Source organism: Peristeroidobacter agariperforans (assembly GCF_004138335.1).
GTDB lineage: Bacteria > Pseudomonadota > Gammaproteobacteria > Steroidobacterales > Steroidobacteraceae > Steroidobacter > Steroidobacter agariperforans.
This window is the reverse complement of record NZ_RYFW01000001.1, coordinates 2,589,169-2,613,512: the sequence shown is the minus strand read 5'-3', so window position 1 is coordinate 2,613,512 and position 24,344 is coordinate 2,589,169. Positions and strand designations below refer to the sequence as shown.

The window sequence follows — 24,344 nt, the reverse complement described above, 5'->3', positions numbered from 1 at the left end:
CCGCATGCCGATTTTCGACACCCAATCCCGCGATCAGCTGCGCCAGATGTACATCGATGCCTGGCGCAAGCATCGCGAAGGCGTCCCGATGCAGCCGCTGGAAGCGCAGATCGCCGACGTGGTCGCGCTCCATCCTGAATACCAGGCGGCGCTGGAGCGCCCGGACACCGTGCTCGATCGCGATTACAGCCCCGAGAGCGGGCAGTCCAACCCGTTCCTGCACATGGGGCTGCACCTGGCGGTCCGCGACCAGATCGGCACCGATCGCCCGCCCGGCATCCGGGCCGCCTTCGAGGCCCTGGCGGCGCGCCTGAGCTCGCCGCACGACGCCGAACATCAAATCATCGAACGCCTGGCGGAGGCGCTGTGGGAAGCGCAGCGCGCCGGCCGTCCGCCCGACGAGCAGGCCTACTTACGTCGCATCCGGGAGCTGGCGGGCCTTCGCATAAAGTGATGCCTGCGTTCGCGGCCTGCGTGCTGGCCGGCCCTGGACGCCGATGGTAGATTCCGCCCCTCTCGATCTGCCCAAGTAAGCCCACAGGGGCGCCGCCGCCGCAACCATGCCGACCATCAAGCAAGACGATGTGATCCAGAGCGTCGCCGACGCCCTGCAGTACATTTCCTATTACCACTCGCCCGATTTCATCCAGGCCATGGCGGCCGCTTACGAGCGCGAGGAAAGCCCGGCCGCGAAGGACGCGATCAAACAGATTCTGGTGAATTCGCGCATGTGCGCCGAAGGCCACCGGCCCATCTGTCAGGACACGGGCATCGTCACCGTGTTCGTCAAGGTGGGCATGAACGTGCAGTGGGCCGACGCCACCTTGTCGCTGAGCGACATGATCAACGAAGGCGTGCGGCGCGCTTACAACCATCCGGACAACATGCTGCGCGCCTCGATCGTCGGCGATCCGTTGTTCGATAGAAAGAACACCAAGGACAACACGCCCGCGGTGATTCATATGGAAGTCGTGCCCGGCGACACGCTCGACATCGCAGTCGCGGCCAAGGGCGGCGGCTCGGAAAACAAATCCAAGATGGTGATGCTGAATCCGTCCGACTCCATCGTCGACTGGCTGGTGAAAACCGTGCCGCAGATGGGCGCCGGCTGGTGCCCGCCCGGCATGCTCGGCATCGGCATCGGCGGCACCGCCGAGAAAGCCATGGTGATGGCCAAGGAATCGTTGTTCGAAGAAATCGACATTCATGAAATCCGCGAGCACGGCCCGAAGGACAAATTCGAAGCGCTGCGCCTGGAGATCATGGACAAGATCAACGCGCTCGGCATCGGCGCGCAGGGCCTCGGCGGCCTCACCACCGTGCTCGATGTGAAGATCAAATATTATCCGACGCACGCGGCGTCATTGCCGGTCGCGGTGATTCCGAACTGCGCCGCGACTCGTCACGCGCATTTCGTGCTCGACGGCTCGGGCCCGGCGAAGCTCGATCCGCCGGATCTGGAACTGTGGCCGAAGCTCACGTATCAAGCGTCAGCCGAATCGCGCCGAGTGAATCTGGATGCACTGACGCGTGAGGACGTGGCGTCGTGGAAGCCCGGCGAACGTTTGCTGCTGTCGGGCAAGATGCTGACTGGCCGCGACGCCGCTCATAAGCGCATCAGCACGCTGATCGAAAAGGGCGAGCCCTTGCCGCCGGGCCTGGATTTCAAGAACCGCGTGATCTACTACGTCGGCCCCGTCGATCCCGTGAAGGGCGAAGCCGTAGGCCCCGCCGGCCCGACGACGGCAACGCGCATGGACAAGTTCACCGACATGATGCTCGGCAAGACCGGCCTGATCGCCATGATTGGCAAGTCCGAGCGCGGCCCCGAAGCAATCGAGTCCATTCGCAAGCACAAGGCGGCGTACCTGATGGCGGTCGGCGGCTCCGCGTATCTCGTGTCCAAGGCGATTCGCTCCAGCCGCGTGGTCGCATTCGGCGATCTCGGTATGGAAGCGGTCTATGAGTTCGAAGTGAAAGACATGCCCGTGACCGTCGCGGTCGATGCCCGCGGCGAATCGGTGCACGAAACCGGCCCGGCGGAATGGAAGAAGCGCATCGCCGGCATTCCCGTGAAAGTCATGTAAGGAGCAAGGCGGTGGAAGGACCCGTGCAGATTCAATACGCGATTCTGTTGCCACCCACCGCCCTCGCGCTGCTGACGGGCCTGGTCTTCATAAAGTTATATCAAGACCGCATCGCCGAGATCCGCGCCCGTCGGATTCATCCGCAGCAACTGGCGACCGCCAAGGCCGCGCACGAGACGCTGCAGAACGTGGCGGCCTCGGACCACTTCCGCAACCTGTTCGAAGTGCCGGTGCTGTTCTATGCACTGTGCGGCTTTCTCGCGATCACCCGGCTCACCAACCTCTTGTTGCTGGCAGGCGCCTGGGGATACGTCGTGCTGCGGACGGCGCACACGTACGTGCACCTCACCAGTAACAAGGTCATCCGACGCTTTCAGTTGTTCTTCGCCAGCAGCATCGTGCTGTACGCGATGTGGCTGCTGTTCGCCGTGCGGCTGCTCACTGCATGAAGCCGACCTTCACGTCCTGTTGAGACAATAAGCGGACCGGCACGGACGGCGCGCGCCAGATATCGGCGCCATACTCTCGAATCGTTCGATCGGAAGAGAACTTGCCGCTGCGCGCAGCGTTCAAGACAGACATGCGCGTCCAGCGATCGATGTCTCGATACGCGTTGCTCACCTGCAGCTGACACTCGGAATACGACTCGAAGTCCGCGAACACCAGGTAAGGGTCGTGCCAGAGCAGCCCATCGGTCAGAGCACGGAACAACTCCGTGTCGCCTCGCGAGAAGAAGCCGCTGTTGATCAGCGAGATCGCCTCCTGCAACTCGGGCGTCATCTGCTCCAGCGGCCGATAGCCACGAGCCTTGGTGTGCGCGACCTGCTCTGCCGTCAAACCGAAGAGGAAGAAGTTCTCGGCGCCCACCTCCTGGCGGATCTCGATGTTGGCGCCGTCCATCGTGCCGATGGTCAAAGCCCCGTTCATGGAGAACTTCATGTTGCCCGTGCCCGAGGCTTCCTTGCCCGCAGTGGAGATCTGCTCGGACAGCTCCGCCGCTGGATAGACGCGCTGCCCGTTGGTGACATTGAAGTTCGGCAGGAATACCACTTTGAGTCGATCGTTGACCGCCGGATCGCGATTGACCACGTCCGCCACGGAATTGATCAGTTTGATGATGAGCTTGGCGATGTGATACGCCGGCGCTGCTTTGCCGCCGAAAATGAATGTGCGCGGCTGCATGTCGGCATTCGGATCCGAGCGCAGTCGGTGATACAAGGCAATGACGTGCAGGATGTTCAAGTGCTGGCGCTTGTATTCGTGAATGCGTTTGACCTGCACGTCGAACAGCGACTGCGGATCGATCGCGATGCCATTGCGCTCCTTCACGAACGCCGCGAAATCGACCTTGTTGGCCTGCTTGATCTCACGCCAGCGCTGCCGGAAGGACGCATCGTCCGCCAGCGGCTCGAGCCTGATCAGCTGATCCAGATTCTTGACCCAGGAATCGCCGATGGCGTCAGTGATCAGGCTGGTCAAGCGCGGATTGCTCAGCGCCATCCAGCGACGCGGCGTCACACCGTTGGTCTTGTTGCTGAACTTGTGCGGCCACATTTCGTAGAAATCTTTGAGCACATCGTGCTTGAGCAGCTCGGAGTGCAGCTCGGCCACGCCGTTGATCGTGTGACTGCCGACGCACGCGAGGTGCGCCATGCGCACATAGCGTTCGCCGTGCTCATCGATCAGTGACAGCCGCACGAGGCGCGACTCGTCGCCGAAGAAGCGGATGCGCACCTCATCGAGAAAGCGCGCGTTGATCTCGTAGATGATGTCCAGATGCCGCGGCAGCACCGACTTGAACAGTTCGAGCGGCCAGCACTCCAGCGCTTCCGGCAACAACGTGTGGTTGGTGTATGAGAAGGTCTTGCAGGTAATGTCCCAGGCCTGATTCCAAGGCATCACGTGATCGTCCACCAGTAGTCGCATCAGCTCGGCGACCGCGATTGCCGGATGCGTGTCGTTGAGCTGCACGGCGAACTTTTCGTGGAAGCGCTCGAGCGGCAGCTTCTGCACGCGCATGATCCGCATCATGTCCTGCAAGGAAGCGGACACGAAGAAGTACTGCTGCTCCAACCGTAACGTCTTGCCCTGGATCTGCTCGTCGTTCGGATAGAGCACCTTGCTCAACGTCTCGGACCAGACCTTTTGCCGGACCGCGCCACCGTAGTCGCCGCGATTGAAAGTAGAGAAATCGAACGACTCCGGCGCCTCGGCCTTCCACAGCCGCAAGGTATTCGCGGTGTTGTTTCGATAGCCGAGAATCGGGGTGTCATACGGCACACCGACGACGACCTTGCCCGGCACCCAGCGAATGCGCAGCCGCTCGTGCTCGTCGCGATACTGTTCGGTGTGGCCGCCGAGCCGCACCTCGACCGCCCACTCCGGCCGCAGGATCTCCCAAGGATTGCCGAAACGCAGCCACTTGTCGGTGCGCTCCATCTGCCAGCCGTCGACGATCTCCTGATGGAAAATGCCGAACTCATAACGAATGCCATAGCCCAGCGACGGTATTTCCAGCGTCGCCAGCGAGTCGATGAAACAGGCGGCGAGGCGCCCGAGGCCGCCATTGCCCAATCCCGGCTCTTCTTCCTGACTCAACAAGGTATCGAAATCCAGGCCCAGCTCGGCGATCGCTTCTCTGACCTGTGCGTAAATACCGAGATTGATGAGATTGTTGCCCAGGTGCGGCCCCATCAGAAACTCGGCCGAAAAGTATGCGACGGTGCGCGAGCCCTGTTTGGTGTATGCCGCCGCCGTGCTGATCCAGCGCTGCAACAGCCGATCGCGCACCGCACAGGCCAGCGCCTGGTAGTAGTCGTTCTGAGTAGCGAGCGCAGGAAACTTGCCTTGCACGTAAAACAGATTGTCCAGGAAGGCGCGCTTGAACGCCTCCTTGGTGAGCGCCGTGCGCTCGTCCTCGTACGCTTCGTTTTCCACCGGCTTCATTGAAGTCGCCATAGCAATTCCTGGGTCTGCAGACGTTGTGCATCGTGCAAATATCGTGCGTGGCTGGACAGCTGTCGGTATTCGCAGTCAGCGGGCGCCGACGGCAACGTACGCACCGCGTTCTATCAGCGCGTCCGTCCACCCGCCTCTTTTGAGTGCAGCCTAAGCCGCCGCCTTGGCGCGATACGCGGAGAACATGGAGAACACCCACGGCCGGCATGCCAGCAGCAGCGCTACGCTGGTCTTGTCACGCGCCGGCAATTGCACGTCGAGTGCGGCGAGGTCGGCAAAATCCGCCGCCAGCTTGTCGATCTTCTTGAGCAGGATGCGCACCGACGCCGGCGACAGCTCCGCCGAATGAAACGACAGTGCCTCGCTGCTGCCGGTGAACGGCCCCTGCAGAAACTCCGCTCGCACCTGGCGCTCATATAACTTACGCACCGGCCCATCCGGGCGCCACGCAATCGGCAGGCGCGCGTGCAGGCGAATCCTGCGCTTCACGTCGATATCGATGAGCTGCGCTTCGACGAGCCGGTCCAGCAGCATTCGCATGACGCGAGCGTTCAGACCGAGCCGGCGCTCGGCCGCTTCCACCGACCTGCCATTCAACAGCAAATAAAACAAGGCGAGCAACGATGCATCGCTTGCCAAAGTGCGCTCCTGCTCCAGCGACAGACTGAAGGTCTGCGCTTCGCGCGTGCCGGCCGCCATGCGTACCAAATCGGCGACACTCATATCGATGGCGGCGCACACGCGCTCCAATCTCACCAATGTAAAAGATTCATCGGAGAACAAACGTTTCACCGACGATTCGCTCAGCCCCAGTGCGCGCCCAAGTTTGTGGTACGTCATACCACGCGCGCGCAAGCAACGCTTCAAAGTTCCCAGTAAGTTCTTGGTCTCATTCACTGCAACAAATCCCGACAGAGCCAATACCGCAGTGCCTAGGGTACCGTAATCCGGTACTTCGGTTTTCAAAGCTTGTTCGACACGCTCAGGCCGCTAAGGTGTCGCCCCGTCGGCATATCCGGTCCAACGACGGTGTGCAGGCAAGTCGAACAAACAAGAGGAATCGATATGAAGGTGTTTCACGCGTTACGTGCGATGGCAAGGCCGGCATTGCGCTGGTCCGTGCCTATGCTCGTCATCGCCGCGCCGGCGATTGCCGCGGCTGACGATGTCGGCCACTGGTACATCACTCCGCAAATCGGCGGGATTTCCGTCGACAACGACCGGCCTCTGCAAGACAAGGATTGGTTGTACGGCCTGGCCGTCGGCAAGGTCGTCAATCAAGGCTTGAACGCCGAGTTCAATCTCAACGGCTCGCAGATCGGCGGCGGCCCCGGTCGCAGCGATCTGAGCCTGTATGGCGGCTCGATCGACCTGCTGGGCGTGATGAATCGCGGCGGTGTCGTGCAACCGTTCCTGACCGCCGGCCTCGGCATCGCACAGAACGATCGGCCGAAGAGCAACGGCGGTGACGCAACGGACTTCATGTCGCAAGTCGGCGTCGGCATGTTCATCAAAGCCTGGGAGAGCAGCGACGGCTCGCGCACCTTCTCATTGCGTCCTGAGCTGAAGGCACGCTGGGATGACGCTGGCGCCGAAGGGCATCTGCGTGACTATCTCGGCCTGCTCGGCTTCCAGTTCTCTTTCGGCGCGCCGCCACCGAAACCGGTTGAGGCCCCGCCGCCCGCTCCGCCGCCGCCGCCGCCTCCGCCGCCGCCCCCGCCGCCTCCGGGCGATCAGGACAAGGACGGCGTGCTGGACAACGTCGACAAGTGCCCGGATACACCTCCTGGCGTTGCCGTCGACGCGTACGGCTGCACGCGCAAGGGCTCGATCACGCTGGAAGGCGTGACGTTCGAGTACAACTCGGCGAAGCTGAAGCCGGAGTCGCGCACCGCTCTCGACGCCGTGGCTGCGGATCTGAAGAAATATCCGAAGCTGAGCATCGAGCTGCAGGGCCACACGGACAGCGCGGGCTCGGATGCATACAACCTGAAGCTGTCACAGCAACGCGCTGACTCGGTCCGCACGTATCTGCTGGACCAGGGCGTGCCCGCCGGCGGCCTGGTATCGAAAGGCTACGGCGAATCGCAGCCGATCGCTGACAACAAGACCGAAGAAGGTCGCGCGTTGAATCGCCGCGTGGTGATGTACGTAATCAACAATCCAGGCGACGTGGACGTGAAAGGCCAGGGCAAGGTCGAGCAATAACGTTTCTTGTGAGACCACAGCGCCTCCCCGTCCGGGGAGGCGCTTTTTCATGCCGTTGGAAACTGGTAACCCACGAACTGCTGTCGCAGTTGTAACTTGCTGAGCTTGCCCGTCGCCGTCAGCGGCAGCTTCTCGACGAACACCACGTCATCCGGGATGCACCACTTCGCGACCTTGCCCGCGAAGAACTGCAAGAGCTCTTCCGCAGTCACCGACGCCCCCGGCTTGAGCACCGCGACCAGCAACGGCCGCTCCTGCCACTTCGGATGTGGAATCGCGATGGCGGCCGCCTGCGCCACGGCCGGATGCGCGACCGCGAGATTCTCCAGCTCGATCGAGCTGATCCACTCACCGCCCGACTTGATCACGTCCTTGGTGCGATCCGTGATCTGCAGATAGCCCAATGGGCAAATGGTCGCGACATCGCCGGTGTTGAACCAGCCATCGCTCTCGAACACATCGTCGCCGCTGCGCTTGTAGTAGCCGCCGGCAACCCACCAGCCGCGCACCTTCAGCGCGCCGAAGGTCTTGCCGTCGCGTGGCACTTCCTTGCCATCGTCGCCCGCCACTTTGAGCTCGACGCCGAACACGGTGCGGCCTTGTCGAGCCCGCAAGGCAGCGCGACGCTCTTCGGGCAAGCTGCTCGCCTCGGGCGACAGCGAGCGAATCGTGCCGATGGGACTGGTCTCGGTCATGCCCCAGGCCTGCACGACTTCCACCTCGTGGCGTTCTCTCAGTTGATCGATCAGCGCGAGCGGCACCGCCGAGCCGCCGCTCAATACATGAGTGAGGCTATCGATGCGCTTGCCCGTCTTCTCCAGGTACGCAATCAGCCCCTGCCACACCGTCGGCACGCCGGCCGAGAAGGTCACTTGCTCTGCTTCGATGAGCGATTGCAACGTCTCCGCATCGCCCATCTTCGCGCCCGGAAAAACCAGCTTGGCTCCCACCATCGCGCACGAATACGGCAGGCCCCACGCATTCACATGAAACATCGGCACGACCGGCATCACCACCTCGTGCGCCGATAGCGACATCGCATCCGGCATCGCCGAGGCGTAGCAATGCAGAACGGTCGAGCGATGACTGTAGAGCACGCCTTTCGGATCGCCGGTCGTGCCCGACGTGTAGCACAGCGAGCTCGCAGTCCGCTCGTCGAACTCGGGCCACTCGAAGCTGTCGCTCTCGGCGGCGATGAAAGACTCATAACTGCGAGCGCGAGGCAGCTGAGTCTGCGGCATGTGGGCATCGTCGGTCATGACGATACAGCCTTCGAGCTTGGGCAGCCGCGACTGCAGCTTCTCGACCAGCGGCACGAACACAGGATCGAGGAACAACCAGCGGTCCTCGGCATGATTGACGATGAAGACGATCTGATCTTCGAACAGGCGCGGGTTGATGGTGTGACAGACGAAGCCCGAGCCGGACACGGCGTAGTAGATCTCGAAGTGCCGATAATCGTTCCAGGCCAGCGTCGCCACCCGATCGCCCTGCTGCAGGCCGAGTCGACTCAGCGCATTGGCGAGCTTCCGGGAGCGCGCGAACGCATCCCGATATGTATACCGGTGGCGGGGATTGTCGGCGGTGATCGAAACGATCTCCCGCCGAGGGTGCTGCAATTCTGCATGGCGCGCGATGCCGCTGATCAGCAGCGGCCGGTCCATCATCTGTCCGAACATGACCGTCCCCCGAACGATGCTCATGTAGTATCTAAAGAGATACCACAAATATCGCCAGGGTGAACTTTCCGGTTAAAAAAGTATCACTGAGCGGCACCGGCGCCCGTGAACGCCGCAGGCGTCGCCACTGCCGGCAACGACTCAGCGGCAATAACCGCCGGCACCTGCGTCGGCGTCATCTGCACTGGCACGGTCATCGGCGCAGGCTCGATCGGAGTCGGCGCATTCCCGAAGCCGAACTCGACGACGATCCGCGCGATATGCGGATGCTCGCTGCTCCACTGCATGAAATTCACGCACACGGCCTTCAGATCCTCGCCCTGCGCATACTCGAACGAGTTGCCAGTGAAGCGTGCGCCACCGAGATCCTGCTCGAACGTAACCTGATGTTTGTCCCAGGGGTACTGCATAGCATCCGGCTGCGCGAACAACTGGATGCGATCGACACGAGCGTACGCCGGTATCGTTCCACACAGAGCAATGCGTTGAGCTTCCTGCTCGTTGCAAGCGTTGGTCACACCACCTGCGCGACAGGCAGGAACATAGACAACAGACTCCACACTGTCGGCGACGCTGTCCATCGACGCCGGCAACGTCACTGCACTGTGATCCATAGCAGGAGCCTCGAGTGCAGCTGACGCTTCAGTGCGCGCGGCCTCGCGCTCGGCTGCAATCAATGAGCGCAGCTCCTTCAGCTCGCCACGCATGGCGCGCATATCTTCAGACGCGCGCTCTTTGATGAACTCGGAGTAGAGAAATCCGCCGGCCCCGGAGGCAACCATCAACGCGAGTACCGCCAGAACCGACCGCAGCGCGGAGCGCTTCTTCGGCCGCACGTCGACCTTGCTGCTACGTTGCTGTTTGAAGCTGCTGAACAGCTGAAACAAGGCGGTGGCAACGGTTGCCAGTGCACCGATCATGGCCGCCAGAATGGTCTCAGAAACATCCATCGAAGTCCCTTGACGTTGAAGCCACTGTCTTGCGCCCTTCCACCGAACCTGCGGAAGCGCGCGAAGCCCTTCCTTATGTCTGGTCTGCAGCAGGACTGTACTGCGTCACACTTTGCAGCTCTGCCAAACAGTTGGCAGTTTCGGACGGGGAGCTCGTACGGATGCGAGCTGTTCAGCGTGCTCGTTCAGCTAAGCCTGCGTTATGTCGGATGAGCTCGAGCAATGCCCCAGCTCAGATCGGCTTGATCGCAACGAGCACCTCCCCTGCCGAGACCGCGCGGCCGGCGGCGCTGCGGATTTCGACGATCTCGCCTGATTGATCGGCGATGATCGGAATCTCCATTTTCATGGCTTCGATGACCAGCAACTCATCGCCAGCATCGATCCGTTGGCCCACGGCGAGCGATTGTTTCCAAACGCTGCCGGTGACCGGCGAGGTGATCGCCTCGCAGCCGGCAGGCACGGCCTGTGCGCTGGATTCGTTGATCACGGCAGGTTCTGTGTCGAAGGTGAGCTGGCCGCTCGCGCGCCAGCGCTCTCTTTCGGCTTCAAACGCCGCTTGCTGTCGAGCTTTGAACGCACCGATCGAGTCGTGGTTGTCGGCCAGGAACTGCCGATACTCGCGCAACCTCAGCATGCTCTCTTCCACGCGCAGCTGGAACTTGCCGCGAGGGAAGTCCTCCCGCATCTGTAACAGCTCGTCCGCCGACACCGGATAGAACCGCAGTTGATCGAAGAAGCGCAGCAGCCATTGTTTGCCGTCCTTGAAATCCCGGGTTTGCCGGTGACGATTCCACATCTGCACCGTGCGCCCCACGAACTGATATCCGCCCGGCCCCTCCATCCCATACACGCACAAGTAAGCGCCGCCGATGCCGACGGCGTTCTCCGGCGTCCAGGTACGCGCCGGGTTGTATTTGGTCGTGACGAGACGATGCCGGGGGTCGAGCGGGGTCGCGACTGGCGCACCGAGATAAACATCGCCCAGCCCCATCACGAGATAGCTGGCATCGAAAACGATGCGCCGAACGTCATCGATGGATTCGAGCCCATTCACGCGACGAATGAACTCGATGTTGCTCGGACACCAGGGTGCGTCCTTTCTCACCGACTGCACATATTTGTCGATGGCGACGCGCGTTGCAGGATCGTCCCAGGAGAGTGGCAGGTGAACGATGCGGCTCGGCACCTCGATGTCGTCGACCGCGGGCAGTTCATCTTCTGCGCAAAGCAAAACGTCCGACAACGCGCGCTGTGAGATGACGCGACTGTCGAAGTGGACCTGCAGTGAGCGGATCCCCGGCGTCAGTTCGAGCACCCCGCGAATTCGCTGCCGCTGCAGCCAGTCCATCAAGGCATGCACCCGGAAGCGCAGCTCGAGATCGAGTGCGAGCGGGCCATACTCGACCAGCAAGTAGTTGTCGCCAGCCTGGCGGTAGCAGACAGCGGGTATTCCGGTGGTCGACCCAGGGTGAGTGTAAAGAACAGGCGTGGTCGAGCCCACGCATCTGAATCTGACCTTGTCGCCGGGCCGCAGCTGACCAACCTTCCACAACTCGCTGCTGATGATCGTCGCCGGACAGACAAATCCGCCGAGGCTCGGCCCGTCCGGTCCGAGGATCACTGGCATGTCGCCGGTGAAGTCGATTGCGCCGATAGCATACGCGTTGTCGTGAATGTTCGAAGGATGCAGCCCCGCCTCGCCGCCATCAGCCCGTGCCCAAGTGGGCCTGGGCCCAATCAGGCGCACGCCGGTGCGGCTGGAGTTGTAGTGCACTTCCCATTCGGCGGCGAAGAAGGTCTGAATGTCCTGATCGGTAAAGAAGTCAGGCGCCCCATGCGGACCGGACATCACGTCGATCGTCCACGCGTTCGAATAGGCGGGTATGCGCGACGGTGGTAACGAAGCACCAACCGCCGTCAACTCAACGTTCTCGTGCAGCCGTAACGTATCGCCGGCGCGGAGCGCGCGACCGGCGTGGCCGCCGAACTGGCCGAGCGTGAAGGTGGCCCGGCTGCCCATATAGGTCGGCACATCGAATCCGCCACGCACGGCAAGATACGTGCGCTGCCCAGCGCCTTGAATGGAGCGCATCTTCAACACGCTACCGGCAGCGACGTTGACTGCGGTCCAGTACGGCAGGGGCTCGCCATTCAACTCCGCCTGCATCTGCGCGCCACCTAGCGCAATCACCGCCGCTGCGTTGAACTTCAGCGTCGGTCCGCTGACCGTCAGTTCCAGGCCCGCAGAAGATCCGGTATTCCCAACCAGCTCATTCGCGAGCCGAAACGCGAGGTCATCCATGGGCCCCGAGGGCGGCACGCCGATATCCCAATAACCCACGCGACCCGGAAACTCTTGAATGCTCGTGTGCGTGCCCGCCTGAATGACTTCCACCGTCGTGGGCCGATATTCGAATCGAGCGAGAAAGCGCGTCGTCTGCCGCCCCTCGCGAAACACCTCATCTGCAATCACGTGCCGCAGGTACGCGAGGTTCGTCTCGATGCCATACAACTGCGCAGCCTTTAGCGCATCCTGCAGCTTCTGCAGCGCCTCCTCGCGATCCGACCCGTGAGAAATGATCTTCGCGAGCATAGGATCGTAGTGCGCCGGCACTTCCGTGCCCGTCTCGACCCAATGATCGACCCTGACGCCGTCCGGCCATCGCACATGTGACAGCAGGCCACTCGACGGACGAAACTGATGCGACGGATCCTCCGCATACACGCGAACCTGGATGGAATGACCGCGCGATTGCACCCGATCGCCAATCAGGTCCGGCGGCTCACCGGCGGCGACCCCCAGCATCCATTCAACGAGATCGACTCCAGTGACCTGCTCGGTGACGCCGTGCTCGACCTGCAAGCGCGTATTCACCTCGAGAAAGTAGAACTGGCCACTCGCGTCGTCGTACACGAATTCGACGGTGCCGGCCGATTTGTATCCGACGCTCCGACCGAGGCGTTCGGCGCACGCAAATAGGTGCAGTCGTGTCCGATCGTCGAGCCGCGGCGCGGGCGCTTCTTCGATGACCTTCTGATTGCGTCGCTGTACCGAGCAATCTCTTTCGCCGAGCGCCACGACATTGCCGCAACCGTCGCCGAAGATCTGCACTTCGATATGGCGCGCCTGCTCGACGAACTTCTCGATGAACACGCCGCCCTGACTGAAGTTGCTTGCGGCCAAGCGCTCTACCGTGTGATAGGCGGCAGCCAACTCCTCGGCACTACGACACAGCTGCATGCCGATGCCACCGCCGCCCGCAGTGCTCTTCAACATCACGGGATAGCCGATAGCAGCAGCCTCCAGAACAGCGTGTTCGGCGTTCCTCAACAACCCACTACCGGGCAGCAGCGGCACTTCCTGCGCTTGAGCCAGCTCGCGGGCCGTGTGCTTGAGTCCGAAGCTTCGCATCTGCTGGGCGCTCGGCCCGACGAAAACGATCCCCGCGGCTTCACACTTTTCCGCGAACGCCGCGTTCTCGCTCAAGAATCCGTAGCCCGGGTGGATCGCCTGAGCGCCGGACTCGCGAGCGGCGGTGATGATGCGATCCTGCTGGAGATAACTTTCGGCAGCCGGCGCCGCGCCGATGTGAATGGCTTCGTCGGCCATCGCAACGTGCATCGAATGACGATCTGCCTCGGAGTAGATGGCCACCGAGCGAATGCCCAGCCGCCGCAGGGTACGAACGATCCTGCAAGCAATCGCGCCACGATTCGCGATCAGCACTTTGTCGAACATGATAACGCCTTCGACCCGCCCGGCGGCGCCGGGCTGCCCTGTGCCGGGTCGTCCCGGCGTTGTCATGAAACTCGCGGGTCGTCCCGCAAGTGGCGACGTGGGCGTCGCCTGCCGTCAGTCCCAGACCAGCACTTCGACCGGCGTCGGGTTATAGCCGTTGCACGGGTTGTTCAACTGCGGACAGTTGGAGATCAACACCGTCACATCCATCTCGGCGCGCATCTCGACATAGCGGCCGGCAGCCGAGATGCCATCGGCGAACGTCAGCTTGCCTTGCGGCGTGACCGGCACGTTCATGAAGAAGTTGATGTTGCTCGCGAGATCGCGCTTGCCGATGTCGCGGTGATACTTCGCGCCCCAGTGTGTGAGCGCCAGCAGGAAGTTGTCGCGACAGCTGTGCATGTGCCGCTTCTCAATTGCGTACCGAACCGTGTTGCTTTCCGCCGAGCACGCCCCACCCAGCGTATCGTGACGGCCGCACGTATCGGCAACGATCGTCAGCATCGTATTGCCTTCGTTGGACACCAGCTGCGTACCCGCCGTGAGATAAATGTTTCCCTGGGCGCGAATCGTGTCCTGAGCGCTGTAACGCTCGTCGAGCGAGGCGCTGCTATAGAACAACGTGTCGACGGCTTGATTGCCTTCGAGATCGACGATGCGGAAGTGCTGCCCTTTCCTGAGGCTGCCCATCCAGGGCTCGCCGGCGGGAATGACTTCCCGGCGCACCGCCTTCGCCGCATCCAATGAGCTTTCTTTGAGTGGCATCAGCGGTACCACACTTCGGTGTTGCGAAAGCCGCGCTCATTCTCGGGGCAGCGCGTGCGACAAGGATCATTACGCGGAGCCGGACGCGAGTGCCACGTCGTCAGCCGCACCTCCTTGGGCTGATACTCGGTCGCGGGATCCAGCGGATGCTGACAGGCAGCCAGCACCACCAAGGTGTTCATCTCGAAGCGCAGATCGATGTAGCTGCCCGCAACCGAGTTCCCCACATGGAACTTGAGATTGCCCGCGTCATCGGCCGTCACTTTGCTGAAGAAATTGATGTTGGCAGCCAGGTCGCGCTTGCCCAGGCCGTACTTGCCCAACTCATTGAGAAAACCGTCGTAAGCGTTGCGGTGATACTCGTTGCGACGTTCCTGATAGCGAGCATCGCCGTACTTCGAGCTGACCATGGAAGCGTTCGTCACACCGCATAAGGTGTCGTGCCAGCCGCAGGTGTCGTCGGTAATGGAGCACATCACTCGGCCCATGTCGGAGTAGCACACGCAGGCGCGGGTCAGGAACGCGGTGTGCTGGGCCTTGAGCGTGTCGGCCATGTTGTAACGCTCGAGCCGGTCCTCATAATTATAGAACAGCGCCGAGACATTGCCGCCGCCGGCCACGTCGGCGAGCCGCAGCGTCGTACCCCGCCGCAACAGCCCGGACCAATGGGCCCCGCCGACGACGAGTTCGTCCCAAAGCATCCAATACGGCGCGCCTTCGGCCATTCCCACACCCATGAACAAGTCGGCGTTGACTTGGAAGGGGCAGAGCAAGGAGCGTACCAAGCGCGCTGCTCGTGCATTTCAGCGCCACATTCACTTTCCGGCGCAGCTCTCCATCGACTCGAACGCACTGCTTGAGTGCGACTATGACAATTCGGCGCGCCATTTGAATGCATTCGCAACCGACTCGCACCAGGGATGTCGCGTCAAATGCAGTGACCGACGACCGGCACGTCATTTGCAAACTTCAGCATTGCAATTTGCCTCTAGGGTTCCGGTCGCTCGCGATGCTGGTCCGAGAGAGGCAGTCCAGTGACGAGGCTGGATACACGGCGGGATAAAAGCCCGGGAGGTTTGCGCGCTGGCAGGCGGCCTCCCCATTTATTCTGGCGGGATGCGTCTTCCGGCACTCGGTTCGAGTGACCTGTCAAATAAGAGGAGACGCCGAATGCTTTCCCACGCTCATTCGCTTGCTGTTCGCACGCTCCGGGTCGCGCTGCTGACCCTGACGCTGCTGGCGCTGACGCCGGCGGCGCACGCGGCCGAAAAGAAATCATTCAAAATCGCCTGGAGCATCTACGTAGGCTGGATGCCGTGGGACTATGCCGCCGAGAGCGGCATCTTGAAGAAGTGGGCGGACAGGTACGGCATAGCCATTCAGCTCACGCAGATCAACGACTACGTCGAGTCCATCAATCAGTACACCGCCGGCGCGTTCGACGGCTGCGTGATGACCAACATGGACATGCTCACCATTCCGTCCGCGGGCGGCGTTGATTCCACCGCGCTCATCGTCGGCGACTTCTCCAACGGCAACGACGGCGTGGTATTGAAAGGCAAAGGCAAGACACTGGCCAACATCAAAGGCCTGCCGGTGAACCTGGTCGAACTGTCGGTGTCGCACTATCTGCTGGCCCGGGCGCTGCAAACGGCGGGCATGCAGGAACGTGACATCAAGGTCGTCAACACATCCGATGCCGACATCGTCGGCGCATACGCCGCCGCAGACACGAAGGCCACTGTGACCTGGAAGCCGCAGCTCAGCGAGATCCTCGCGGCGAAGGATGCGCAGCTGGTGTTCGACTCCAGCAAGATCCCGGGCGAGATCATCGACCTGATGGTCGTGAACACCGCAACGCTCAAGGACAACCCGAAACTGGCGAAGGCGTTGGTCGGCGCGTGGTATGAAACATTGCAGCTCATGGTCGCGAAGGACCCGAAGGCGCTGGCTCACATGGCCAAGGCATCCGGCACCGACCTCGCGGGATTCAACAGCCAGCTTGCGACCACGAAGATGTTCTGGACACCGGCGGAAGCGCACACGTTCGCAACCAGCCCGACGGTGATCAAGACGATGGACCTGGTGCGCAAGTTCTCGTTCGATCACGGCCTGCTCGGCGAAGGCGCGAAGACGGTCGACGCGGTCGGCATCGAATTCCCCGGCGGCAAGACGCTCGGCAATGCGAAGAGCGTGAAGATGAGATTTGACGCGAGCTACATGAAGATGGCTGCGGACAGGGCGCTGTGATAAATCACAGCGGCCTTCGGTCGAACACGATCGCGAAGCACGGCGAGCCGAACTCATGCCTCGGCTGGTAAACCTCTATCCTTCTCGCGGTAGCGCGCTGGCTCTCGGCGCGTTGCCGTTCTTGATTCTGATCGCCGCTTATCTATTTGGCTCGGCCGCCCGACTCGCCGAGAACCCCGACGACAAACTGCTGCCGGCGCCCAGCGCCTTCGTCGATACGTTGAAGAGCTATGCCGTCGAGGAAGACAGACGCAGCGGTGAAGTACTGTGGTGGTTGGATACGGGCGCGAGCATGAAGCGCCTGCTGATTGCGCTCGCCATCAGCGCATTCATCGGCATCGTCGGCGGTCTCGCCATCGGCGCCCTGCCGGTCGTGCGTTCGTTATTGGGTCCTTTCGTGGCCGCGTTAGCGATGATTCCACCGCTGGCCATTCTGCCCATTCTGTTTATCGTCCTCGGCCTGGGCGAGGTCGCGAAGATCGCATTGATCGTGTTCGGCGTCGCCCCCTGCATCGTTCGCGATGTCTCATTGCGCGCCGGCGAGCTGCCGAAGGAGCAGCTCATCAAAGCGCAAACGCTGGGTGCATCGAGCTGGCTGCTGTCGACGCGCGTCATCCTGCCCCAACTGTGGCCGCGGCTGATCGACGCATTGAGGCTGACACTCGGCTCGGCCTGGTTGTTCCTGATCGCCGCCGAAGCGATCGCATCCACCGAGGGACTCGGCTATCGCATCTTCCTCGTGCGCCGTTACATGGCAATGGACGTGATCCTGCCGTACGTCATCTGGATCACGCTGCTCGCCTACACCATGGATTGGCTGTTACGACTGGCGCGGGCGAGATTCTTTCCCTGGGCGGAGAGCCGCTGAGCATGGCCTGCGTCACCGTCAAACATCTGTGGAAGGAATATGGCGACCAGGTCGTGCTGGAGAATCTGAACCTGCACGTCGCCGATCGCGAGTTCGTCACGATCATCGGCGCGTCGGGATGTGGCAAGACCACGTTCCTGCGCATGCTGCTCGGAGTCGAGCAACCCACGAAGGGTCAGCTGCTGATCGATGGCCAACCGGTGCCGGCCGAGCCGGGCCCGGACCGCGGCATCGTGTTCCAGCGCTACTCGCTGTTCCCGCACTTGAGCGTGCTCGACAATCTCATGCTCGGCTTGGAGTTCTCCGGCTCGCGCTGGCTGGGCAAGCTGTTCGGCGCGAGGCGGCGCGAGGCGGCGGAGAAGGCCGAGAGCCTGCTCGAAGCGATCGGCTTGCACACCGCACGCGACAAATATCCCTCGCAGCTCTCCGGCGGCATGCAGCAACGACTGTCCATTGCGCAGTCGGTGATTCGCGAGCCGAAAATCCTGCTGCTCGACGAGCCGTTCGGCGCTTTAGATCCAGGAATCACGGCCGACATGCATGAAATCATCCTGCGCCTGTGGCAGGCGAACCGCATGACCATCTTCATGATCACGCACGATCTGAAGGAGAGCTTTCAGCTCGGCACGCGGCTGCTGGTGTTCGACAAGCGTCGTCACGACCCGCACGCGCCGGAACGCTATGGCGCGACTGTGACGTACGACATCCCGCTGAACCGGAAAAAGCACTCGGCGCCCACACCGCCCCTCACAGCCGAGCTGGTGCGGTAACGGCCGCACTACCGGATTGCGACCGGCCACTCATTCCGGGAACCCCCTACTCAACTCGCCGCAACACGCGCCGTTAATACGGCAAACGATGCAGTCACTTCCCCTGTGACGGCCAGATTCTGTGTAATTGGAGCGCGTGTAATGTCTGGAGCCTCGAAGTCAATTCTCGCCGTGGACGATTCCGCGTCCATGCGGCAGATGGTCCGCTATACCTTGGAAGGGGCCGGCTACGAGGTGGTTCAGGCTGCCGACGGCGTGGAAGCCCTGGACCTCGCGAAGACTCGCGGCGTCGACCTGGTGCTCACCGACGTCAACATGCCCCGAATGGATGGCATCACGCTGGTCAAGGAACTGCGCGGCCTGGACAGCTACAAGTTCACGCCGATGCTGGTGCTGACCACCGAGTCCGGCCCGGAAACCAAGCAGCGTGGCAAGCAGGCCGGCGCGACCGGCTGGATCGTCAAGCCGTTCAATCCCGATCAGTTGCTCGCGACCATCGCCCGAGTGCTCTGAAGCCCGAAGCCACGAGCCGCGGTGACCGAAGTCCATGCTGCCCAATTCCATAGAAATCGCCAACGCCGAAGCGGCGCCGCTCGCCGATTGGACGCCCGAACAACAGATCGCGCAGATGCTCGAGCTGTGCGAGGCCCAGGTGGAATCGGCGACCTGCGAATCGGACCTCGCGGTCGACTCGCTCGTCAAAGCATTCTCCGGCCTGGCCGAGACCGCCCGCGCCATGAAGGCCGCGGCCGCCAAGTTCACGCCCGAACAGCGCGCAGCGCTCGGTGATCTCGATCTGAAGAAACAGATGGAAGCCATCGAACGGCAGATGACCTCGGCCGTGGTCGCGTTCCAGTTCTACGACAAGCTCACGCAGCGGCTCGGCCACGTGCGCTACAGCCTGTCGACGCTCGCCCTGTTCGTCTGCGACCGCGCTCAGGCGACGCAGCGGGACCAGTGGCGTCGTTTGTTCACGACGCTCAAGCGCCTGTATCGCACCGAGGAAGAGAAACAGATCTTCCAGATGATGGTGGAAGGCGCGTCCGCCGATGAAGCCCGCGATCATATTCACCAGAGCACGCAGACCATCCGCGTCGGCACCTCCGGCGACATCGAGCTGTTCTGATCTTTGTTTGCGACAGCGCCACGGCCGAGCCGTGGCGCTTTTTTATTTCCAGCGGATGTTCCATAACGCCCGCGGCCGCCGGGGCTTTGCGATTTTCCCTGCAAATATTTCCGACCTGTGACGTTCGCTTAAATATGAAGCTGAGAAGCGCGTCGCGTTTCCAGGTTTTTTGCGGCGCATTTTCCGAATCGGTGTGATCTGACGCACGGTGGAGAATCGTCAACGAGCTATTGTTGCCACCGTCGATTGGCTGAAGCGAGCGGCAGGATGTAGCAAGGGAGCCCATCATGGTGATCAAGTCACAACAAATCGTCGGCATCGCGGGTGCATTTGCGCTCGTTGGCGGGGCCTTGTGGGCCTCTTCGGCTCTGTTCAGCCCGCCCAAGGACATGCCCAGCGTCGAAATCAGCCAGGTGCAGGAACGCTCCTGGGCTGTCGAGATCACCGACCTGGGGCCGGTCGAGCCGACCCCGGAGAAGCGCACCGCTGCCAATCGCTAGGACGGCCGTCATTCGGTCGGCGTAATTTCGCCTTCGCCGACCTTCTCGATCATCGTCTTGATGCCGTTCTCGAAGCCGGGCCCCGAGCCGTTGTAGAACAAGTACACCGGCTTCTCGTTGCGTAACAGGTCGATCGCGTTCTGATAGTGGTCGAGGTGGTAGTACAGCACCACCTGGCCTTTGGTGATCGTGTCCGCCGGCAGCGTCGTCCCGCCGGGCAGAAATACCAGCATGCCGATGTAATTGCCCGCGCCCTTCAAGGCGATGCGCGGCGGATAGGCGTTCGCCGAATAAAAGACCTCGTACGCATCGATGCGAGTCAGCGACATTGCCAGCGGCTCCTGCCAGAAGTGATAGGGCGCACTATATACGACTGGCGAGCGGCGCCAGCTACACTGCGTGCATGAGCACGATTTATCTGGTCCGTCACGGACAGGCGTCCTTCGGCACCGACAACTACGATCAACTCTCCGCCACCGGCCGCGAGCAGGTCGGCCAGCTCGGCAGCTACTTCGCGGGGCTGGGCGAGCGCGTCGATCGCATCTATTCCGGCAGCCTGCGACGGCAGACTGAAACGGCCGAAATCATTGCGGAATCCTTTGCAGACGCCGCGCCGCCGATTGCGCTCGAGCCTGCGTTCAACGAATACGACAGCGACCTCATCCTGCACACGTTCGCAAAGTCGCTGACGCCCGAGCAACTCGCCGAGGCAGGCTGGCCGGGATTGCGAACCGACCGACGCAAGTTTCAGTTCTTCCTCGAGCGCGCCGCCCGCGCGTGGGTCGAAGCTCAGATCGAAGCCGAAGCAATGACCCCGTGGCGCAGCTTTCATGGTCGCATCGTCGCCGCCATGGAAAACATCATGCGCAGCGAAGGCCGCTCGAAAACATTGATCGTCAGCACCTCGGGCGGCGTCATCGGCACCCTCGTGGCGCACGTGATGGGCTTGTCGAATCACATCGGCATCGAGCTCAACTGGGCCGTTCACAATGCGTCCATCACGCGGCTGATCTACAGCGCCGAGAAAGTGTCGCTGTCTCTTTTCAACGGCCTGCCGCACCTGGATCGTGCAGAGCTGCGACATCTCATTACATACAGATAGATCGCGCACTATTTTGGACGCGAGAAATCGCGAACCAGCACGCGTTTTACATTTCAAGGTTGCTGCGTCGCGAGCCGTTATCTGTCTGACAAGCTCGGCTCGAGGGACAGCAATCCATGGTCAAGGCAGCGGTGGTTCGTCATATGTCCTCGGTGGAGGACTATCGCGCCCGCCTTGCCAACTTGCAGGGCTCGTGGGACACGCTGTCGTTGTTGTCACATCTGCGCGGCGACGGCGCCGACATGAGCACTACTCGGCAGGCCTTCGAAGGCCTGGCCAACGACCTCGTGCACAGCCTTAGCGAGGAAACATATAAGAAAGCGATGCTGGCGCTGAAAGCCCGCGGCCAGATCGCCATCGACGTGATCGTGCGCAACTTGTTCGAGCGCACCGCTGATATCGGCTTCCTCGCCATCGACGATGACATCCGCGAATACCTGCGACAACGCCGCGCAGACGCTTCACAGACCAATAAGCTGAGCGATCGCCTGCGCGCAAGATTTCGTGAGTACGTCGGCAAGTATTCGGTCTACCACGATGTCGTGCTACTGGATGCGGACGGTGCAGTCCTCGTCCGACTGGACGAGCGCCATACCGTCGAGCGCACTTCGCACGAACTGCTGAAACATACGTTGACGACTCGTCAGGGCTACGTAGAGACGTTTGGCCGCATGGACCTGCTGCCCGACTCCGATCGCAATCTCGTCTATTCGTTCCGTGTCGGCGACGGCTCGCGCGTGGCAGGCGTGCTGTGCCTCGGCTTTCGTTTCGAAGACGAAGTCAGCGGGATCTTCGCGAAGCTGCGCGCCGAAGAAGATTGGACGGTGTTCTGCTTCCTCGATGAACGCGGCACCGTGCTCGCCAGCAGCGATGCCTGGCAGGTTCCCGTCGGCGCGCCAATGCCCGTCGTGCTCGATGCTGGTGGTCGCATCATTCGTTTTGCGGGCCGCGAATATCTCGCCATCACCTGCCGCACCCAGGGTTACCAGGGCTACATGGGGCCTGGCTGGTACGGCCATGCGATGCTGCCGGTCGAGCATGCCTTCGACAATCAGGCGGACCAAGCCTCGAGAACGATCCCGGGGGAATTGCTCTGCGCGCTGCGCGAGAGCCAGACCATCTTCTCTCCTGCCCTGCGCAAGATTCCTCTGCAGGCCGACGCCATTCAGCGCGAGTTGAATCGCACGGTCTGGAACGGCAACGTGCGCCTCGCGACCAGCACGAACACCGGCAGCGATTTCACCAAAGTCCTGTTGCGCGAGATCGGCAACGCCGGCCGCCGCACGCAGGACACATTCGAGCGCTCCATCGGCGAGCTGCAGGAAACGGTGGTGTCGTCCATCCTCGATGACGCACAGCTGCTCGCTTCGCTCGCGGTCGATGTGCTCGATCGGAACCTTTACGAACGCGCCAACGATTGTCGTTGGTGGGCGCTGAATGGCGCGTTGAGCCGCTATCTTGCGGACGGTGGCGGCGACCGCAACGCGGCCGAGATCCTTCGCCACATCAATAGTCTGTACACCGTCTATCACGACATCGTGCTGTTCGACGCTGCAGGCTGCATCGTGGCCGTCTCCAATCCTTCGCATGCCGACAAGGTCGGCAGCACGATCGACGAGCCATGGATCGCGGCCACACTAGAACTGCGCGACTCGCAGCAATACGCGGTGTCGGCCTTCGCTCCAAGTGATCTCTACGCGGGCCGACACACGTTGATTTACGGCGCCGCCCTTCGCAATGAATCGCGTCGCGTGGTCGGCGGCATTGGCATCGTGTTCGACTCGGCGCCGCAGTTCAAAGCCATGCTGAGCGATGCTCTGCCTCGCACCGAGGCTGGCGACATCGTCAACGGTTGTATCGGCTTGTTCGTGGACTCGCGCATGACCGTCGTCGCGGCCACGTCCGAGTATGAGCCCGGCGATACCCTCGGCCTGTCGCGCGAGATGCTGAGCACGAACGCGCCGCAGACCGTTTGCATGAACGGCACTCACTACGCGATCGGTGTGCGCAAGACCTCCGGCTATCGCGAATACACCGGCATGGGGGTGTTCGGCCTGATCCTCATTCCGTTGGGTGCGGCGATCGAGCGCACCATCGTCCGGCGCGCCGAACCGCAAAGCCATCGCCGCGCCGTCGCGCAAGAGCCCATGATCGATATCGCGACGTTCTATTGCGGCCAGCAGCGACTCGGCCTGGAACGCAACGATATCGTCGAGGCGATGGACGGCGCCCAATTGCGCCCGATTCCGGGCGCTCCTGCCTGGCACGCCGGCTTATTGATGTATCGGGAGACACCGATCCCCGTGATCGATCTCGGACAGCTGCTGCACACGGGCCGGGCCACCGAGGCGCGCAACGTGATCGTCTTGCGCGCGGTGGAGTCAGGACAGTTGTTTGGTTTGCTCGTCGAAGAGCTGGCCGACATTCCCGAGATCGCGCTGAGCCGCCTGCTGCCGGTGGGCGATTTGAATGTTCGTGGCGCGGCCATTCTCGACCGCGCGGTTCGCCCGGAGCACGCGGATGAGCAGGTGCTCATGCTGCTGAATACCGAACAGCTGCTGATTTATGCCGGCGCGGCCGGCTTCAAGTTGTCGCAGCCGATGGCGTCGGTAACTCCGCTCAGAGCCGCGGGCTGAGTCGCAACTGACGGATCAAACCAGCGTAGTACGCGTCCTTGCTCGCGTTGCGGGTGGTCTCCAGCTCGAACTGCTCCTCTCGCAGCAGCGCCATGCGTGTTGCTTCTTCGGCCTTCGGCGATGACATGAACGCCTGGGCCCGGCGCAACGCCTGGCCGACATCGCACTTGTAGAAGCGCTGGGTGGCAAGCACCTGGCGGGTTTCTTTGCCGGTGCCGCGATTCGAAATCCACAGCGAGTTCACCGTGAGCTGGCCGTTCTGCACACTGAACTCTTCATCGGCGCCGACCAGCGCCCGGCGCACGAACACGTTCGGCGCTTCGGGGGTCAAGTTGATCGATGCCTGGTTGCCGATGCGACGAGGGTCCGCCTCGGACAGGACCGTGAATGCAGTGACCTCGGAGTCCGTCGCCGAGTACTGCACGATGGTTTCGCCGGCGCCGGCATCCTGACTGCACCACATGCCCTCGAGCGCCTTCGCAGATCCGGAGGTTGCGTGCGCAGCCTGCGTGACCAACAGCGTCATCAGGGCGGTCGAGAACATCGAAACGAACAACTTGGCGTTTGACATGTAGCGAATCGCAGCTCGATCGTTGGACGGCATCAGTCGGAGCAATTTGTATGCCGACACGCGCGGACCCTTGTGACGCCGATGGATTGCACAGCCGTCAACAAACCGACGCCGCCAATTTGATAAGAACAT

Annotated in this window: 21 protein-coding genes and 1 riboswitch; of the genes, 12 read left to right on the top strand and 9 right to left on the bottom strand. The window is 62.0% G+C overall.

Annotation, left to right across the window (positions count from 1 at the left end):
• Positions 1-4: 4 nt before the first annotated feature.
• The 3 genes from EK373_RS11360 to EK373_RS11350 all read left to right on the top strand — a co-directional run bounded on the left by EK373_RS11360 (position 5) and on the right by EK373_RS11350 (position 2,536).
• Complete coding sequence (locus tag EK373_RS11360) at positions 5-454, top strand: DUF1841 family protein (RefSeq protein ID WP_129642763.1); 450 nt, start codon at positions 5-7, stop codon at positions 452-454.
• A 106-nt stretch (positions 455-560) separates the two neighbouring features.
• A complete protein-coding gene (locus tag EK373_RS11355) occupies positions 561-2,087 on the top strand; it encodes a fumarate hydratase (RefSeq protein WP_129642762.1) in 1,527 nt (508 codons plus the stop codon).
• 23 nt (positions 2,088-2,110) lie between these two features.
• Positions 2,111-2,536 carry an MAPEG family protein gene (locus tag EK373_RS11350; protein ID WP_157994324.1) on the top strand — a complete coding sequence of 142 codons (426 nt, stop codon included), beginning with the start codon at positions 2,111-2,113 and terminating at the stop codon, positions 2,534-2,536.
• On the opposite strand, the gene EK373_RS11345 is transcribed toward EK373_RS11350, so the two are convergent.
• A complete protein-coding gene (locus EK373_RS11345) occupies positions 2,526-5,045 on the bottom strand; it encodes a glycogen/starch/alpha-glucan phosphorylase (protein ID WP_129642760.1) in 2,520 nt (839 codons plus the stop codon). The two genes, EK373_RS11350 and EK373_RS11345, sit on opposite strands and share 11 nt — an antisense overlap.
• A 150-nt stretch (positions 5,046-5,195) precedes the next feature.
• Positions 5,196-5,942, bottom strand: a complete 747-nt coding sequence (locus EK373_RS11340) for a helix-turn-helix domain-containing protein (protein ID WP_269813423.1) — start codon at positions 5,940-5,942, stop codon at positions 5,196-5,198.
• A gap of 168 nt (positions 5,943-6,110) precedes the next feature.
• Here EK373_RS11340 and EK373_RS11335 point away from each other — a divergent pair, with 168 nt between their 5' ends.
• Positions 6,111-7,253, top strand: a complete 1,143-nt coding sequence (locus tag EK373_RS11335; RefSeq protein ID WP_129642758.1) for an OmpA family protein — start codon at positions 6,111-6,113, stop codon at positions 7,251-7,253.
• A 47-nt stretch (positions 7,254-7,300) separates the two neighbouring features.
• Here the strand turns inward: EK373_RS11335 and EK373_RS11330 are convergent, their stop codons facing one another.
• From EK373_RS11330 to EK373_RS11310, 5 genes are all read right to left on the bottom strand, one after another.
• Positions 7,301-8,932 (bottom strand): 3-(methylthio)propionyl-CoA ligase, encoded by a 1,632-nt coding sequence (locus tag EK373_RS11330; protein ID WP_129643625.1) that lies wholly within the window; start codon positions 8,930-8,932, stop codon positions 7,301-7,303.
• An 83-nt stretch (positions 8,933-9,015) separates the two neighbouring features.
• Positions 9,016-9,882: a hypothetical protein gene (locus tag EK373_RS11325; protein WP_129642757.1), complete on the bottom strand. Its 867-nt coding sequence runs from the start codon at positions 9,880-9,882 to the stop codon at positions 9,016-9,018.
• A gap of 232 nt (positions 9,883-10,114) precedes the next feature.
• Positions 10,115-13,624 (bottom strand): urea carboxylase, encoded by a 3,510-nt coding sequence (locus EK373_RS11320; protein WP_129642756.1) that lies wholly within the window; start codon positions 13,622-13,624, stop codon positions 10,115-10,117.
• Positions 13,625-13,738: 114 nt separating this feature from the next.
• A complete protein-coding gene (locus tag EK373_RS11315; RefSeq protein WP_129642755.1) occupies positions 13,739-14,389 on the bottom strand; it encodes an urea amidolyase associated protein UAAP2 in 651 nt (216 codons plus the stop codon).
• Positions 14,389-15,114 carry an urea amidolyase associated protein UAAP1 gene (locus EK373_RS11310; RefSeq protein WP_129643622.1) on the bottom strand — a complete coding sequence of 242 codons (726 nt, stop codon included), beginning with the start codon at positions 15,112-15,114 and terminating at the stop codon, positions 14,389-14,391. The genes EK373_RS11315 and EK373_RS11310 overlap by 1 nt, the downstream gene beginning before the upstream one ends.
• A 252-nt stretch (positions 15,115-15,366) precedes the next feature.
• Positions 15,367-15,465: riboswitch (guanidine-I (ykkC/yxkD leader) on the top strand.
• A 94-nt stretch (positions 15,466-15,559) separates the two neighbouring features.
• On the opposite strand from EK373_RS11310, the gene EK373_RS11305 reads away from it, so the two are divergent.
• From EK373_RS11305 to EK373_RS11280, 6 genes are all read left to right on the top strand, one after another.
• Complete coding sequence (locus EK373_RS11305) at positions 15,560-16,639, top strand: putative urea ABC transporter substrate-binding protein (protein ID WP_129642754.1); 1,080 nt, start codon at positions 15,560-15,562, stop codon at positions 16,637-16,639.
• A 55-nt stretch (positions 16,640-16,694) separates the two neighbouring features.
• Positions 16,695-17,507: an ABC transporter permease gene (locus tag EK373_RS11300; RefSeq protein ID WP_129642753.1), complete on the top strand. Its 813-nt coding sequence runs from the start codon at positions 16,695-16,697 to the stop codon at positions 17,505-17,507.
• A gap of 2 nt (positions 17,508-17,509) precedes the next feature.
• Positions 17,510-18,277, top strand: a complete 768-nt coding sequence (locus EK373_RS11295; protein WP_129642752.1) for an ABC transporter ATP-binding protein — start codon at positions 17,510-17,512, stop codon at positions 18,275-18,277.
• Between the two features lie 141 nt (positions 18,278-18,418).
• Positions 18,419-18,790, top strand: coding sequence for a response regulator (locus EK373_RS11290; protein WP_129642751.1), 372 nt, complete (start codon positions 18,419-18,421; stop codon positions 18,788-18,790).
• Positions 18,791-18,824: 34 nt separating this feature from the next.
• The gene (locus EK373_RS11285) at positions 18,825-19,403 is read left to right on the top strand and encodes a hypothetical protein (protein WP_129642750.1); all 579 of its coding nucleotides are present in this window, start codon (positions 18,825-18,827) and stop codon (positions 19,401-19,403) included.
• 287 nt (positions 19,404-19,690) lie between these two features.
• Complete coding sequence (locus EK373_RS11280; RefSeq protein ID WP_129642749.1) at positions 19,691-19,903, top strand: hypothetical protein; 213 nt, start codon at positions 19,691-19,693, stop codon at positions 19,901-19,903.
• Positions 19,904-19,911: 8 nt separating this feature from the next.
• On the opposite strand, the gene EK373_RS11275 is transcribed toward EK373_RS11280, so the two are convergent.
• Positions 19,912-20,232: a hypothetical protein gene (locus tag EK373_RS11275; protein ID WP_129642748.1), complete on the bottom strand. Its 321-nt coding sequence runs from the start codon at positions 20,230-20,232 to the stop codon at positions 19,912-19,914.
• Between the two features lie 74 nt (positions 20,233-20,306).
• Here EK373_RS11275 and EK373_RS11270 point away from each other — a divergent pair, with 74 nt between their 5' ends.
• Positions 20,307-21,005, top strand: coding sequence for a histidine phosphatase family protein (locus tag EK373_RS11270; protein ID WP_129642747.1), 699 nt, complete (start codon positions 20,307-20,309; stop codon positions 21,003-21,005).
• 116 nt (positions 21,006-21,121) lie between these two features.
• Positions 21,122-23,641, top strand: a complete 2,520-nt coding sequence (locus tag EK373_RS11265) for a chemotaxis protein CheW (protein WP_129642746.1) — start codon at positions 21,122-21,124, stop codon at positions 23,639-23,641.
• On the opposite strand, the gene EK373_RS11260 is transcribed toward EK373_RS11265, so the two are convergent.
• On the bottom strand, positions 23,625-24,212 hold the full coding sequence (locus EK373_RS11260) for a hypothetical protein (protein ID WP_129642745.1): 588 nt from the start codon (positions 24,210-24,212) through the stop codon (positions 23,625-23,627). The two genes, EK373_RS11265 and EK373_RS11260, sit on opposite strands and share 17 nt — an antisense overlap.
• Positions 24,213-24,344 lie beyond the last annotated feature (132 nt).